The 16923-nt window shown below is 39.6% G+C and carries 11 protein-coding genes; 2 read left to right on the plus strand and 9 right to left on the minus strand.

The genetic code is table 11. From position 1 onward, the window contains the following. Window positions 1-100: 100 nt before the first annotated feature. The 7 genes from SB679_RS20430 to SB679_RS20460 form a co-directional block, all read right to left on the minus strand. Window positions 101-916 (minus strand): SDR family oxidoreductase, encoded by an 816-nt coding sequence (locus SB679_RS20430; protein WP_410704158.1) that lies wholly within the window; start codon window positions 914-916, stop codon window positions 101-103. Between the two features lie 40 nt (window positions 917-956). Beyond that, window positions 957-2153, minus strand: a complete 1197-nt coding sequence (gene uxuA, locus SB679_RS20435) for a mannonate dehydratase (protein WP_410704159.1) — start codon at window positions 2151-2153, stop codon at window positions 957-959. A 90-nt stretch (window positions 2154-2243) separates the two neighbouring features. Next, window positions 2244-4187 (minus strand): RagB/SusD family nutrient uptake outer membrane protein, encoded by a 1944-nt coding sequence (locus SB679_RS20440; protein ID WP_410704160.1) that lies wholly within the window; start codon window positions 4185-4187, stop codon window positions 2244-2246. 12 nt (window positions 4188-4199) lie between these two features. Beyond that, window positions 4200-7076 carry a SusC/RagA family TonB-linked outer membrane protein gene (locus SB679_RS20445; RefSeq protein ID WP_410704161.1) on the minus strand — a complete coding sequence of 959 codons (2877 nt, stop codon included), beginning with the start codon at window positions 7074-7076 and terminating at the stop codon, window positions 4200-4202. A gap of 76 nt (window positions 7077-7152) precedes the next feature. After that, window positions 7153-8481, minus strand: coding sequence for a xylose isomerase (gene xylA / locus SB679_RS20450; RefSeq protein WP_410704162.1), 1329 nt, complete (start codon window positions 8479-8481; stop codon window positions 7153-7155). 112 nt (window positions 8482-8593) lie between these two features. Further along, window positions 8594-10078, minus strand: a complete 1485-nt coding sequence (locus SB679_RS20455) for a xylulokinase (RefSeq protein WP_410704163.1) — start codon at window positions 10076-10078, stop codon at window positions 8594-8596. A gap of 18 nt (window positions 10079-10096) precedes the next feature. Next, window positions 10097-10822, minus strand: a complete 726-nt coding sequence (locus tag SB679_RS20460) for an NUDIX hydrolase (RefSeq protein ID WP_034713413.1) — start codon at window positions 10820-10822, stop codon at window positions 10097-10099. Between the two features lie 905 nt (window positions 10823-11727). On the opposite strand from SB679_RS20460, the gene SB679_RS20465 reads away from it, so the two are divergent. Beyond that, complete coding sequence (locus SB679_RS20465) at window positions 11728-14295, plus strand: phosphatidylglycerol lysyltransferase domain-containing protein (RefSeq protein WP_410704164.1); 2568 nt, start codon at window positions 11728-11730, stop codon at window positions 14293-14295. After that, the gene (locus tag SB679_RS20470; RefSeq protein ID WP_410704165.1) at window positions 14292-14996 is read left to right on the plus strand and encodes an AcvB/VirJ family lysyl-phosphatidylglycerol hydrolase; all 705 of its coding nucleotides are present in this window, start codon (window positions 14292-14294) and stop codon (window positions 14994-14996) included. Before SB679_RS20465 ends, SB679_RS20470 begins: the two co-directional genes overlap by 4 nt. A gap of 51 nt (window positions 14997-15047) precedes the next feature. Here SB679_RS20470 and SB679_RS20475 read toward each other — a convergent pair whose 3' ends face one another. Both SB679_RS20475 and SB679_RS20480 read right to left on the minus strand, forming a co-directional pair. Then, complete coding sequence (locus SB679_RS20475) at window positions 15048-15608, minus strand: cysteine hydrolase family protein (protein ID WP_410704166.1); 561 nt, start codon at window positions 15606-15608, stop codon at window positions 15048-15050. A gap of 11 nt (window positions 15609-15619) precedes the next feature. After that, window positions 15620-16891: an MFS transporter gene (locus SB679_RS20480; RefSeq protein WP_410704167.1), complete on the minus strand. Its 1272-nt coding sequence runs from the start codon at window positions 16889-16891 to the stop codon at window positions 15620-15622. Window positions 16892-16923 lie beyond the last annotated feature (32 nt).

The raw sequence follows: 16923 nt of genomic DNA on the forward strand, positions 1-16923 counted from the left end.
TTTATAGATGATTTCAAACTAAAAAACAGGGCCTTTCAATCCAATGAATGGCTCCAAGCCCCGTCTACTAAGTATATGAAACTATATGAAACGTGTTTATTTACACTCCGCTGAATGCACTGAAACCGCCGTCAACAGGCAGCAGTGCACCAGTAATGAAGCTTGCTGCATCTGAACACAGGAACTGTACCGCTCCGTTGAGTTCTTCGGCATCTCCAAAACGGCCCATCGGAGTTTTTGCAATGACTTTTACGCTTCGTTCTGTTAATGATCCGTCAGGATTCAATAAAATGTTACGGTTCTGATCACCGATAAAAAATCCGGGAGCAATGGCATTTACTCTTATTGTATCGCCATATTTTAAGGCTAAATCGGAGGCCAGCCATTGGGTAAAATTGGTAATTGCCGCTTTTGCCGCTGAATATCCGGCTACTCTTGTAATGGCTGAATAGGCTGCCATAGAAGAGATGTTGACGATACTTCCACTTCCGTGCTGTGCCATTACTTTTCCGAAAACGTAGCTTGGATATACTGTTCCATTGATGTTAAGATCAGTGACCTGGTTCCATCCTTCGATGTTCATATCAAGAAAAGACTGGTCGGGAGATAAGGTGGCCGCTGGAATATTTCCGCCGGCTATATTGAGTAGAATATCAATTTTACCATATTTTTCCACGATCTTATTTGCTGCGGCTTCTAAGCTTTCTACATCCATCACATTGGCTTCCACAGCAAATGCCTCACCTCCTGAATCCGTAAGTTTTTTCACACGAGCATCCAGGGTTTCCTGGTTTCTTCCTAGTGCGACAACGGTAGCGCCTGCTTTTACGAAACTTTCGGCAAGACTTCCGCCTAATACCCCTGAAGCTCCTGTAATGACAGCTATTTTCCCTTGTATACTAAATATTTCGTTCATTTCTTTTAATTCATTTAATAGCATTTCATTCTATGATTTATTAAGATATTCCACCGGAAATTGTCTTAATTTTCATTTCATTTTGTACGGTTGCCATCACTCCTTCAATTTGGCCAAGTGCTAGCATTCTTCCCAGAAATGAATAACCGGGATTGTATCCTTTATCCATATCATCGGTTAAAAGACGGCCGTGATCGATACGCATCGGCAGGGATGGATTTTCTTTTTCAAATATCCGGATGACGTCGATAAGTTTTCCTCTTCCTCCGAGGTGATGGGCTTCGATAAAGTCTCCGTTCTCAAAAACATTGGTACTTCTGAGGTGCACAAATCTGGTACGTAAAGCGTATTTCTGAGCAAGCTTAGGAACATCATTCTGCAATCCTGCACTGAGTGAACCGGTACAGAATGTGAGTCCGTTGTGGGGATTATCTACAGCATTCAGGAACCAGTCGATATCTTCTTCACAGGTGACAATCCGAGGTAATCCTAACAGGGAAAATGGCGGATCATCAGGATGTACGCACATTTGAATATTCCATTCTTCACATATGGGCAGGATCTTTTCAAGGAAATATTTCATATTCTGACGGAGCTGTTCTTTGTCAATACCATCATACAGCGCCAATAAACTTTTAAAAATCGCTACGGGATCCTGATCGCCTTCTTTAATGTTTCCATTGACGAATCCCTGGGTTTTAACAATTATGGAATCGATCAGATCATTTTTTTCTTCTTCTGTAATGATGTTTTTAAGCTGTTCAACTTTTTCAAGAATCTCTGACGAATAGTCTTTTTCTGCTCCTTTTCTTTCAAGAATATGAATTTCAAAATAGGCAAACTTTGCTTTATCAAAATAAAGCGATGATGAACCATCTTCCCATGGATAATACAAATCTGTTCTTGCCCAGTCGAGAACCGGCATGAAGTTGTAACAAACCGTTGTAATGCCTGCTTTCCCTAAGTTTTCTAGGCTTTTACCATAGTTTTCTATCAGCTGATCCCGGTCTTCTCCTCCATATTTGATGGATTCACTTACCGGAAGACTTTCCACGACCGACCAGCGGAGCCCGGAGCTTTCTATGTGATTTTTATAGTCATTGATGGCTTCCAGCGGCCAGATTTCTCCGTTCGGAATATCATGAAGAGCGGACACAATGCCTTCTACCCCAATCTGCCGAAGCATTTCAAGTTTTATTTTATCCTTTTTTCCAAACCAGCGCCAAGTTTTTTCCATAGCTTTTTTAGATATTTTTCATGAAAACAAAGCAGGTGTTGTAAGCACCTACTTTGTCGTTAATATGAATGTAAAATTGTCTTTTAAATATTAATATCCCGGATTCTGATAGGCCGCCAATGCTGTTGCACTCATTTCCATCGCATCCAGCTGGGATTGAGGAATTGGTCTTAAATACAGGTAATTGGCAATATTTCTGGTATAGACTTTTGGAGTATGATCTCCCACTGCTGTCCCTGCGATGGTATAAGTCTGAGCCAGCTCACCCCATTTTTGGGTTCTTACAAGATCAAACCATCTGTGCCCTTCTCCGTAGTATTCTCTGGATCTTTCTGCCAAGATGTAATCAACGGTGATTGTAGCTGGAGTTGCAGCTGTCATTGCTGCGCTGTTGTCTTCATTTTTGGCAACGTTTCCATTGTTGTCCCAACGCCATTTTCCGGCTCTGCTTCTGATCACATTTACCAGGTCTCTTGCGGTCATTGATCCTGAAGCTCCTTTTACTGCTGCTTCTGCTGCAATGAAATACAGTTCTGAAAACTTAGCAATAGGAAAAGGACGGGTGATTCCACCGTTAGGCTGTCCAAGCCCTGTTCCGTTGTCTGTTCTGTACGTTCCAATTTTCCATAGGTTTGGATAGGCGTATCTGCTGATTCCGCTCGGGGCAATTACATAATCTGCTCTGCCCGGTAAAAACCCTGCGCCAACATTGCTTTTGTACATTGAGTTGGTATAATCTATGGTTTGTGCCGGATCATCATTCAGGAAGGTAAGAATTGCACTTCCGGGTTGTACCGGAAGGCCGTTAGCATTGTATAATGTAGCATTTGAAATTCCTGCTTTATTCCAATTTGCACGGAACGTCGTTACAAAAGTACCGTCGTATCTTGAATCCTGTGTTTTATTAGCGAATGTATTTTTTACGGCTTCAATGGTAGGAGCCATTGTTTTCCATGGTCTTCCGTAAGCCTGAGCGGCTTCTCTCTGTACAGACCGTACTGAAGTACCTGTCCATTGCGGATTTTGAGAACTTTCAAGGAATGTATAATCCCAGGTTGTCATCCATGCCGCAAAATTTCCAGGAGAAGATCCTGTATTATACGAGTGGCTGGATCCGTCATAATATTCACTGGATTCTGTGTGGTCTGCATACAGCAGCATTTCTTTATTTCGGTCGTTCTGAGCAAGATTTACATCATAATAAGTTGCCTGTAATCCGTAAGCTCCGGGACTATTGATCCCTGCTAAAGCAATATCATAAGCCTGTTGGAAGTACCACTGAGCGTTGTGCCCGTCAAGGTCTACCCTTGGCGCCTGCGGATACGTGGGAATTCCGTTGGGATTCTGAAGCCACCATCCGTAGGTAAGATACGCTTTTGCTAAAAATAATCTAGCCACTGTTTTAGTAACACCACCGGTAACACGGGCTCCGGTCGGCAGATCCTGTACTGCCTTTAGCAGATCGGGAAAGATGACTTTTGAATAGACTTCAGGAACGGTATTTCGTACAGACCCTCTGACCGTACTGGTATTAAATTGTAATTCTCCGGACCCCAGATCCAACGGTACTCCTCCAAACGTCTGAGCCAGCATAAAGTAATCAAAAGCCCTGAAAAACCTGGCTTCCGCGATAATACCATCAGAAACTCCTACTCCAGAACCTTTTTGAATAACTCCGTTGGCAGTATTGATATTTCTGAATGCATTGTTCCACAAAACGTCAGCACGGCTGGATGAAGGGGTAAGATTCCCCACTCCGGACATATCCATATCTTTAAAGTTGGCGTCTGCCGCATAACCATAGGTATATTCGTCGGTTCCTGTTTCACAGGCATTCAGCCAGTATCCGTTTCCGTAAATGTATCGTAAATGGGCATACATTGAGGTAATTCCACCCAGTACCCCAGCTTCCGTTTCAAAGTATTCTGGGGTATAAATATTACGGGGTTCTTCATCCAACAGGTTAGAGCAGCTGGAAAGCACCACAGTACACAGTAAAATTTTTGCTGTCGTATGTATTCTGAACTTTTTCATGTGAGTCAATTTTTAGAAGGTTAAGTTGACACCGATCATATAGTTTCTAAGTGATGGTGTATTAGTTCCTATGGTTAAAAATCTTGATGGATAAACATCTGATACAGCCTGGTTTTCATTACCATATGAGTTGGTTTCAGGGTCCATGCCTGATTGTTTATGGTAAGGAGAGAAAAATACAAACGGATTGGTAACAGTAGTATACACTCTCAGTTTGCTGATTCCTGCTTTTTTGAAAACTCCCTGCGTAAAATTATATCCCAACGTGATGGTTCTTATTTTAAGATAAGAGGCATCAAAATAGGCTAATGTACTTCCGTATTTAGGGTTATTGTTACTTTGTACACTTCCGGGTCTTGGATAGTAAGCGCCTGTATTTTCCGGAGTCCAGTAGTCAACATCCACGTTGTTTCGTCTTCCGTTCATCATGTTCAGGTAACTGGTATTTCCGTAAAGCGTACTGATCAGGATTCCGCCGCTTTTGAACGCTCCGATGATACTTAAATCAAAATTCTTGTACGCCAGTCTTGTATTGAAACCTCCCTGGAAGTCAGGATCGGCATTCAGGATCTGTCGGTCATCGGCATTGATAGCTCTCACCGGACTTCCGTCAGCATTATAACCTCCGGTATATTTTACTTTGATAGAACCTTCCACCGATTTAGGATCTCCCGGTTCCAAAATACTCATATAAGGATCTCCCGGCTGCCATAATCCTACATACTGATAATCGTAGATGGAATTGATGGAATGTCCCACAAACCACCAGTTGGCAACGTCTCTTGTCGCTCCTGAAGATAATGAAGTGATCTTGTTTTTATTCGCATAAAAGTTAACCCCGAAATCCCAGGAAAATCCGTCAGGATTATGGATGATGGCTCCGTTTAATGAGATTTCAATTCCTTTATTGCTTGTTGAACCTACATTTCCGGTGTAGCTTCCTACTCCTGAGGTTGCAGGCAGTTTAACATCAAGTAATAAATTTTTTGTATTGGTGGTATAATATTCTACTGTACCCGTTAACCGGTTATTAAATAATCCGAAATCCAATCCGTAATTCAGTGTTTCTGAAAATTCCCATCCTAATTTTGAATTAGGCAGCGTAGATACATACGTTCCGATTGCATAGGTATCTCCAAAATTATACGGTTCAGTTGTTAATCGGCCAAAAGTAGAATAAGGTGCCACAGCCTGATTGGAAGTTTCCCCGTATCCGAAACGCAATTTCATGGTATTAATGACTTTGGAATCTTTAAGGAATTTTTCTTTTGCAATATTCCAGCCTGCTGAAAAGGCATTATAGATATTCCATTGGTATCCCGGAGCCAATACGGAGGAAGCATCTCCCCTGATCGAGGCAGTAAACATATAACGTCCGTCATATTCATACATTACCCTTCCCATCCAGGATTTAAGCCCTCTTTTATAGTATCCCTGGCTATCAGGATTGATCGTAATTTCTCCCTGCGCCTGTCCCAGGTTATAAAACTGAAACTGGTCTGCCGGAATATCCCTGGCTGTGATGTAAGAACTGTTGAAAGTTCTCTGTTCCTGAGACTGTAAAGCCACCACATTCACTTTATGTTTCTCTGCAAAAGTCCTGTCAAACGTTAAAATATTTTCGTTCACCCAATGCGTTGTTAAAGAATTTCCAATAGATGCTGTAGACAGGTTATTCGGTTCTGAACTGAACACTCCTTTCCCGGTATAACTTCCTGTATTGGTGGTTTTAAAATTCAGTCCGACATTGGTTCTTAATGTCAATCCCTGTACCCACGGAATTTTGAATTCCCCAAAGAAATTGTTGTAAGAACTGAACGCAATCGCTTTATCTACCCACGCATCTCCTAGGTTATCAATTACATCTCTTGAATAGACATATTGCGTATCCGCAGACATCACTACCCGCTCTTTCCAGCTTCCATCTGCATTGTAAGGATTGGTAACAGGCGTTGTACTTAATGTATTGTACAGCCCTAGGTTGCTTCCTTTATTTACAGTATAAGCATTATTCGTCGTCATCCCGACCCGGAAATATTTTCCTAATTCCTGATCAAGGCTTCCTCTGATATTGAACCTTTCAAAATTTTGCCCCGGCAATACAGACTGCTCATTGTAATAGCTCATCCCAAAGTTGTAGGAACCTTTTTCTGTTCCTCCGGAAATCCCGATATCGTGGTTGGTAAGAATGCCGTTTTTATACATTAAATCCTGCCAGTCTGTATTCACGTTTTTGGATTCATCCACGCCATATTGGGTGAAAAGTCCGGCATCCTGACGCAGTTTAATAAATTTTTGAGCATCCATCATCGGATATTTAGCAAAAACCGATGTAATCCCGGTATAGGTATTATACGTGAAAGTAGCTTTCTGGCGCTTTCTTCCTGTTTTTGTACTGATTAAAATTACACCGTTTGCTCCACGGGATCCATAAATCGCGGTAGACGATGCATCTTTAAGGATATCCATACTTTGGATATCGTTCGGGCTGATATCAGCAAGTGATCCTGGAAAAGGAATTCCATCCAGTACAATCAAAGGATCGTTATCTGCCGTTAAAGAACGGGTTCCTCTGATCCTGATCTGCATGGGAGCTCCCGGCTTACTTGAAGTCTGTGAAATATCTACTCCTGCTACCCTGCCCTGTAATGCCTGGCTGACATTCGCGGAGGGAACTTCTCTCATTACATCTCCTTTTACAGAGGCTACAGATCCGGTTACTGCTTCTTTTCTCTGTTTTCCATATCCTATCACCACCACCTCATCTATCTTCTTCTCCTTTTCAACAGTATCATTTTTAACCTGGGAATACGCTAAGCCTGAAGGCAGTAAAGCCATTGCAAAAAACAATGCAGCTCTATTACTTTTGGCAAAATAAAGTCGGTTCATAATTATTCTTTTTAAGTATTAAGGGGGAAACGAAAAGGCTGGTGCGGATGATTACGGCAGCAGCCTTCCCGTTTTTTTAGATATACATGTTCACGATCGCTTCAAACAGTTCCTGTTTTCCGCTTTTGGTCTGAGGTTCTCCTACCTCGTGAGCAATTCTCTGAAGATCTTCAAGGGTAAGACTTCCTTCTTCAAAAGCTTTTCCGTTGCCACTATCAAAAGAAGCATATCGTTCTGTACGTAATTTTTTGTAATCGGAGTTTTCAAGAATATCTGCAGCCACTAACAAGCCTTTTGCAAAAACATCCATCCCTGAAATATGAGAGATAAATAAATCTTCCGGATCAGTAGAATTTCTTCTGATCTTTGCATCAAAATTAACTCCGCCATTTCCTAATCCTCCTGCCGGAAGCAATACCAGCCATGCCTGAGCCAGATCACGGTAATCCACAGGGAACTGATCGGTATCCCAACCGTTTTGATAATCTCCTCTGTTGGCATCGATGCTTCCTAATAAACCTGCATCTACCGCAGCCTGAAGTTCATGCTCAAAAGTATGTCCTGCCAGCGTAGCGTGGTTCACTTCGATATTCAGTTTAAAATCTTTGTCTAAACCGTAATGTCTTAAGAAACCAATCACGGTTTCAGAATCGTAATCATACTGGTGTTTGGTTGGTTCCATCGGCTTTGGCTCAATCAGGAAAGTTCCTTTGAAGCCCTGGCTGCGTGCATAATCTCTGGACATAGAAAGGAAACGGGCAAGGTGATCTTTTTCACGTTTCATTTCGGTATTCAGCAAGCTCATGTATCCTTCTCTACCACCCCAGAACACGTAGTTTTCTCCTCCAAGTGCGATCGTTGCATCGATGGAGTTTTTCACCTGTGTTCCTGCGCAGGCTACCACATCAAAATTAGGATTGGTAGAAGCTCCGTTCATATACCTTTCATGCGTGAAAACATTTGCAGTTCCCCATAAAAGCTTGATTCCTGATTCTTTTTGTTTTTCTTTGGCGTATTCCACCACTGCCTGAAGATTGCTTTCATAATTTTTCCAGTTATCAGCGGGTGCCACTAGGTCTACATCATGGAAACAGTAGTATTGAAATCCTATTTTAGACATAAATTCAAAACCTGCATCCATTTTATGTTTCGCTCTGGAAACAGCATCATTTCCAATATCCCATGGATGATGAATCGTTGCTCCTCCGAACGGATCACTACCGTCTGCACACAAGGTATGCCACCATGCCATGGCAAACCGCATCCATTCTTTCATTGGTTTTCCCATTACTACCCTGTCTGCATCGTAATATCGGAATGCCATTGGATTTCTACTTTCTTTACCTTCAAATTTGATGGTATCAACACCCGGGAAAAACGCTTTCTTTTCTGTTAAAATGTTCATATGTATTTGATTTTTATTTTTAGTTTGTTTTTTATAATTTGGCATAAGAATCCCCTGCCTGCCGGGTTTTTATAAGTCCGCAGGTACTATGAAAAGCTTTATTCTAGGGTGATTACATTATTTCGTTAAGATGTTGTTTCCATCTGGTATAGGCTTCTAAATATTGTTCTCTTTTTTCTGTTTCCGGCTCTATCACAGCAATTTTTTCGAGGGAAGAAAATGCTTCTTTAGAATCTGCATAGAATCCGATTCCCATTCCGGCTGCCCTGGCCGCTCCTACTGCTCCGTCCGTATCGTAAAGTTCAATCACTGCATTGCTGACACTGGCAAGAGACTGCCGGAAAATTGAACTTAAAAACATATTGGCGTTTCCTGCCCGGATAACCTGAATATCCATACCCATATTTCTCATGATATTCATTCCGTATTCGTAAGAAAAGACGATTCCTTCCTGTGCGGCACGCAAAATATCTCCTTTTGAATGAATATTGAAATTAATGCCATGCATAGAACAGCTGGTATCTCTATTTTCCAGTACTCTTTCTGCCCCGTTTCCGAAAGGAATGATGCTTAATCCTTTTGATCCTACCGGAGAAAGTGAGGCCAGATCATTCATATCACCGTAAGAGGAAAGTGAAGTGGCAAAATTATGTTTTAGCCATGAATTTAAGATTCCGGTTCCATTGATGCACAATAATACGCCTAACCTGATCTGTTCAGGGGTATAATTGACGTGGGCAAATGTATTGACTCTTGAAAGAGGATCATATTCCAATTGGTCCAGTACTCCATATACCACTCCTGAAGTTCCGGCTGTTGAAGCGATTTCTCCGGGATTGAAAACATTCAGGGAAAGTGCGTTATTGGGCTGATCTCCTGCCCGGTATGAAATCGGTGTTCCTTCTTTTAATCCCAGTTCCTGAGCAGCAGATGCAGAAACGGTAGACTGGATCCCGAATGTAGGGATGATTTCCGGGAAAAAACTTTTAGGAATTCCGTAATAATTAATCACATCTTCGGAAATACAGTTGTTTTTAAAATCCCAGAATATTCCTTCAGAAAGCCCTTCAATGGTTATTCCTATTTCTCCTGAAAGCTTCATCGCGATATAATCCCCGGGAAGCATTATTTTATCAATTTTTTCAAAAATTTCGGGCTCATTATCTTTTACCCAAGCTAGTTTTGATGCCGTAAAATTCCCCGGTGAATTCAATAAATGGGATAAACATTTTTCTGTTCCTATTGCCTGAAAAGCCTTTTCCCCATAAGATACGGCACGGCTGTCGCACCATATAATAGAGGGACGCAGCAGGTTTTGGTCTTTATCTACCAGGATCAATCCATGCATCTGCCAGGTAATACCGATTCCTTTTATATCTTCAGGATGGATTCCAGATTCATGCATTACAGATTCGTGGGCGAGTTTTAAATTCAGCCACCATTCTGCAGGGTTCTGCTCAGCCCAACCCGGGTTGGCTGCCATGATTTTCATTTCTTTTTTAGGAGAAAAATCTGATGCAATAATTTTCCCACTGGATGCCTCTATGAGACAAACTTTAACAGAAGAACTGCCTATGTCATATCCTAGCAAATACATAATTTCAAAAGGGGGTGTTTATTTGATGAGTTTGGTATTGTTTTTCTTAAATATTTTAGCATCGAATTTATAATATCTTGCCGCCCGATGCGATACATTCGTTTCTATCTCTTCTAAAGGAATGATATAATTGAATGACGAGATCTTCTTGTGAAAATTCTTGATGTCGATCTGTTTTTCGCTTAATGCACTGTACAGCTGATACAATTGTCTTATGATAAATTTTTTCGGCAGCAGTTCAAAAATAATAGAGAAATCGGATTCTATCCATTTTCTGATCTCTGTTAACGATTCGTTGATGATCTTATTGTGGTCAAATGGCAGTGTCGGTACTTTATCTATAGGACACCAGTCTACCGTATCATATTTTGTGCTGTTGATTTTATGATCAATCTTGCAAAGAGAAAGATAGGCTACCGTAATAATCCTGTCGATATCATGCTCATACTCCTTCCCCATCCATTTGATATCCTCCTGATTGCTTGCCCGCACGGGATCTGCAAAACACTTAAACTGTTTGAGAACCATTTTTTTGATTCCGGTTAATTCATACAGCACCCGTTGTGCAGCATCATCTACATCTTCATCACTCAGAATTAAACTTCCTGGCAATTTTTTCTGCTTCTCCTTCGGAAAATCATCAAGACGGCGCTGTACCAATAAAATATTCAATTGGTTTTCATGGTCAAATCCAAAAACAACACAATCGACAGAAACATAAGTATGAATAAAATTTGGGCTCATTGATATGTTAACATTTGCGTAACATCACAAATATAAAAATTCAATCGAGATAAAAAAATAAATCTAACATTATCAACTGCATATCAACAGTTTACATATCTATTTTTTATGATAAGAATGACATACATTTTATGATAAGGTTATCGTAAAAGTGATGATATAAAATGCTAAAGAAATTCATTAAGAGTGATTTAACTCTAAAAAAAGACTGTAAAAAGTGAATCGTTTTTAAAACAAAAAATATGATAAGAGAAATTTTAAAATTCTTTAATTTTTTTTCAAAATATGGCAAAAAAAAGCATTTTTAAGTGTAAAATAATTATAAAAATGGAAAATGTTTTACCCATTTACCAGCTCAATTTCCCAATTTTATCAAAATGAGAGAATAATTCATAAAAAATGATCAAAAATTGATCATACTGTGAGCTAGTATTTCACCGGACGATATAAAAAGTCATGAAATAAGCATAAAAATTTGATTTAATGGATGTTAAAACAATATTAATAATACGTTTTACTCCTGTACAAACCTTTTGATGGAATCTGCTCTTGCGGGTAAAATTTCATTGGCTCAAAAATCTCATTTGAATTTGCCCGTAGAAAATACAATAAGTTGTTTCCGTTCCGATTCGTCTCAGCTGTTTTGAAACATTTTGCCATGAATCAATAAGATTCCAATCTTTACTAAATGCTGAATCTGATACAGTAAATGCTGTATTTGATAAGAACCGGATGTTTTTTTTAAAATATGCAGTATTAAGAAATGATCACTAGAAGGCTAACCGCCTTATTCATAGCTATTTGATTTGGGTATAAATATAATCCACTTCTAAAAAATTTTTAATTATTTTTATAAGGTGTTTTTATAGGGATAAACCTATAAAGCTCACATCACTATAAAGCTCATGAAAATTTCAAAAATTATTAAACAGGTAGGCTGGAAAGAAGTCCTGGCTATTATTATTTTGCTGCTGGCATTTGTGTTTTTCAGGAGTGAAAGACATGAAATGGCTTCCATTGGTCCGGAACTTCAAAATGCAGATCTATGGTGGATCGTATCCGGAATTATACTGACGTTTTTTTATGTTCTTCTGCAGGGATTGATGTATGTAACGAGCTTTCGGAGTACCGGATTGAATATAAAGCTGGCTGATGCAGTCGGCTTATTTCTTAAGCGAAATTTTCTGAGTATTTTTCTTCCGGCCGGAGGAGTAAGTTCCCTGGCCTATCTTCCGAGGAATATCAGAACCAAAGGCTATAAGTCGTCTAAAATTCATCAGGCAAGTGCGGTTTACGGCTTTGTAGGATTACTGACGGTTTTAATGGTAGGTATTCCGTTGATTGGTTATGCTGTATTTATCAATAAAAATTTTGGTGACAGCTGGATCGGAATTTCTATACTTTCTGTTGTACTTGCGGGATGTTATTGTATTTTTATTTCATTCAGAAAGAAAAATTCTTTCTATCTGTTTTTCGAGAAAAAATTCCCCAAACTGATCAGTTCTGCTGAGGAAATTTTCAGCAGTGACATTGATAAAAAACAATTCTGGCTCACCGTCCTGGTTTCGATAGCTATTGAATTTTGTGGTGTTTTTCACCTTTTAATAGCCATGTATGCTTTTGGTGTTCCGGCTTCTTTTTCTGCAGCGGCAATTTCATATGTCGTTTCTGTATTACTGATGATCGTATCACCATTTCTGCGCGGATTGGGAGCTGTAGAATTTTCTCTCACTTTTATCCTTGCTAATTTCGGATATAGCCACGCTGATGGTTTAGGAGTTACGCTGTTATATCGTGTCTTTGAATTCTGGCTTCCTTTGGTATTGGGAATTTTTTCTTATTTGTGGAGCGGAAGAAAGCTTTTCGCCAGGGTACTTCCGGTTTTCATGATTTTTTCTTTAGGGATTATAAATCTCCTTTCCGTTATTACTCCGGCACTTACCAACAGAATTCATATCCTAAAAAATTATCTTCCTCTGGAGGCAATTCATCTCTCTAAAATACTGACGCTTATTTCGGGAATCCTGCTGCTGGTAACTTCAGCTAATCTTTTTCGTGGTTCTAAAAGAGCATGGTATTTTGCGGTAGTGCTTACCATAACTTCGGCTGTATTCAATGTATTAAAGGCATTAGATTATGAAGAAGCGTTATTTGCTTTATTTACTTTAGGGTTATTGATATACAGCAGGAAGGAATATATTTTAAAGGCAAAAAGAATATCTATACATCGTGGATTCAGCTGGTTTTTAGGAATTTTCATTATTATATTTATTTTTGACTGTCTTGCTTTTTACTTTATCAGTGAACGGCATTTTGGAATTAACTTCACCAAAGAACAGGCAGTATATTATACGTTACACACCTTTCTTCTGTTTAAAGATTCAGGGCTCGTTGCCAACACTGCGTTTGGAAGGGATTTTCAAAACCTGAATTATATTTTAGGAATTACTTCCTGGCTTTTCCTTATATTTTCATTTTACAGAATGAATATTCACAGGGAACAGGATGATACTGAAAACCGCAGTAATGCGGAGAATCTTGTAAAAGAATACGGAAATTCTTCATTGGATTATTTTAAACTTACCCAGGAAAAGCAGTTCTATTTTTCCGAAGATGTTCACGGATTTGTTTCATTCAGGACAGCTAATGGGTTTGCAGTGGTACTGGAAGAACCCGTATGTCTGGAAAGGGATAAAACAGACCTTATCCGCGAATTTGATCATTACTGTCAGCAAAATAATTTAAAAACCTGCTATTACCGGATAGATGAAAGTGGGTTAATTTACTTTAATCCCCTGAAAAAGCAAAAACTTTTCATCGGCCAGGATGCTATAGTAGATACTGAAAAATTCAGTCTGACCGGCAAGGATAAAAAATCAATCCGGAACAGCATTAACGGATTAGAAAAATCCGGATATTATGCAGAGATACTCTATGCTCCTCATCCGGAAGAGATTATTGCCCAGATAAAAAATGTGTCCGATCTTTGGCTGACAGAATCTGATAAAAAAGAAATCGTTTTTGCTGAAGGAATGTTCAATGCTGAAACGGTACAATCTGAAGATCTTATCCTTATATGGAATGCTGAACGGAAATGTGTTGCTTTCCTGAATATCATTCCACACTGCGCTCCTGATGAATGCAGCTATGATATGGTGAGAAAAACTGAAGCTGCTCCCAGCGGCAGTATCGATCTGCTTATTGTAAAGTTGGTAGAATATGCCAAAAGCAAGAATCTTCAATACATCAATATGGGAATGACTCCTATGGCCGGAATGCAGCAGCCCAGCAATACGGCAGAAGATGTCTTACAGTTTGCGTATCAGAGAGTCGGCAGTTTTAAATCGTATCAGACGCTTAGAAATTTTAAAGAAAAATATGCCAGTACCTGGGAAAATAAATATCTGGTCTACAACAGTGATTTTGATCTGTTACAAATTCCAGCCTCACTTAATAAGGTTATGAAGCCATGAAAAATGCAGTATTATTCCTCCTGAAACTACTTCCTGTTGCCGCATTGTTGCTGTTGCAGGCCTGCAGTTCTAAAAATGATTTTGAAATATCTGTATGGAATTCGCATACTGATAAGCCTATTATTTTTTACATCAGTGGAGATGCAGGGTTTAATTCTTTTTCAAAAGGGTTAAACAATGACTTTCATACGTTAGGATATGATGTTTTTGCTTTAAATACAAAAACGTATTTCTGGAATAAAAAAACACCGAAACAAACTTCTGCAGAGATCGAATGGTATATCAATCAGCAGCTTAACGGACGAAAAAATCAAAAAGTTATTTTAGTAGGTTATTCTTTCGGTGCGGACGTCACCCCTTTTGTGTACAATCATTTTACCGGTCATTTAAAAAAGAAAATTCAGCATATTTTCATTATTGGTCCTTCAAAAACTACTGATTTTAAAATCCATCTCAACGAATATTTCGGTATGGAACCTAAAGGCAGTATGGCTGTAGTCCCTGAAATCAATAAAATACATACGGTTCCGGTAACCTTGATCCTGAGTAATTTTGAATTTCTCCACTTTCCTTACCAGCAAATTACACTGGGTTCCAATTATCAGATGAAACATATTCAGGGAAATCATCATTATAGCGGGAATACAAAGCTCCTGTCCGGGTATATTCAGAAGGTTCTTGAAAATAAAACGGCACATTAGCAGTAGTTTAGAAAAAATCCCCGATACACAATGTACAGGGGAAAATTTCATTTAACCTTTGATCCACTCTTCACAGGTCTGAATAACAGCGTGTCTGGGAAGTATTTTTTCCATCAACATCTGATGAACATCAAGCTGTTGGTCCTGGCAACCATCGGACAAAATGGTCAGCTGATAATCTTTATCAGCCGCTTCCAGTGCCGTAGACAGAATAACACCGCTTGTAACGACCCCGCACATGACCAGATGTTTGATTTGCTGTGACCTTACAATAACTTCCAGATCACTGCCCACAAAAGCACTGAATCTTTTTTTGATAACAACGGGCTCATTTTCAACCGGGGCCAATTGAGGTACGATGGTCATAAAGTCTTCCATTCTCGTTTTTTCCAACATGGATGCTAAATTCCCAAAGGTTTTGTTGTGGATATTAATTTCCGGAAGGCCTTTTTTAAATCCTACCACTGCATAGATCACCGGAATGGTATTCTCCCTGGCATATTGTATGGCTTTTGACACGTTATCAATCAGTTTTTCACTTCCCTCCAATCTCTGCAGCAGATTTTCCTGCATGTCGAGAACTAGCAATGCTGTTGAATTGTTGTTTTGCATTTTTATCGTATTTATGGGTTTAAAATAATATCTTTTTTATGTTGAATCTCCAGATCGCCTTCACAGGAATCCGGTTTCTTTTCCCCTTTTAAAAATTTGTAGAAAAACATCACAATAATAAGACAGAGAATTCCCTGCGCCAATTGGCAATGCTGTGCGCTGATGTATTTAGAAATCCAGCCAATAATCAGACTTCCCAAAGGCAATGTTCCCAGCGTAGCCATGGCAAAGAAACCAATCACACGTCCACGCATTTCCACTACAGAAACGGTTTGAATAATGGTATTACAGATCGGCATAATAGACATGGTTCCAAATCCGCAGATGAAACAGAATATGATATAAACGGGAAATATTTTTACAAATGACATGGCTATAAGCCCTGCTCCCAGTAGCAAAAGATTGAAAAAAAGTATTGTTTTAAGATTGCTTACTTTTTTCTGTGACGCTATGAATAAAGTACTGGTAAAAGCACCCAGTCCTGTCGCCGCAGTCATATACCCGTAGGTAGCGGCATCTCCATGAAACACCGATTTGGCAAAATAAGGCTGCAATGTATTATAGGTAATTACAAAAAAACTGACCAGGCTGCAGAGCAAAAGTGTTTTAGAAATCTCCGGCTGTTTTTTCATATAATCGAAGCCTTCTTTAAAGTCTGTCCACGGTTTTTTTCTTTTCAGAGGAGCTTTATAGGCCGGAAAATGGATCATATTTAAACAAATAATCACTGCAATAAAACTGATGGCATTGGTTCCAAAACAAATGGCTGCACCATAGTTGGCAATAACAATTCCCGCTAGCGCAGGTCCCGCAAGACGGGTTAGGTTATTGAGGGAGGAATTCATGGCGATAGCGGCCGGCAGATCTTCATTGGATTTTACCAGATCATTGACCATAGCCTGTCGAGCCGGAATATCGTAGGCATTGGCGATCCCAAGCATTAGACTTAACAATAGCAGTATGGTTACAGAATGGTATCCGTACACATAAGAAACAGTTAATAAAACAGCTTGCAGTGCGGAGATAATTTGCGTCGCCATCAGAATTTTGTAGCGGTTGTACCGGTCGGCGGTAATTCCTCCCGCCGGAGATAATAAAAAGGAAGGAAACTGCTCGGCAAAAGTGGCAACTCCTACCATCAGAACAGAGTTCGTCATGGTGTAGATTACCCAGATTACCGCGGTACGCTGCATCCACATTCCTATTCTTGAAATTAACTGTCCGGTAAAAAACAACCGGTAATCACGGGATTTAAAGACTCTGAAGGCGTTAGCAAAATTCATATTATTTTTTATAGACTAAAATTAAAATTGGG

This window comes from Chryseobacterium sp. SIMBA_029 (assembly GCF_046535275.1).
In the GTDB taxonomy this organism is placed as follows: Bacteria; Bacteroidota; Bacteroidia; order Flavobacteriales; family Weeksellaceae; genus Chryseobacterium.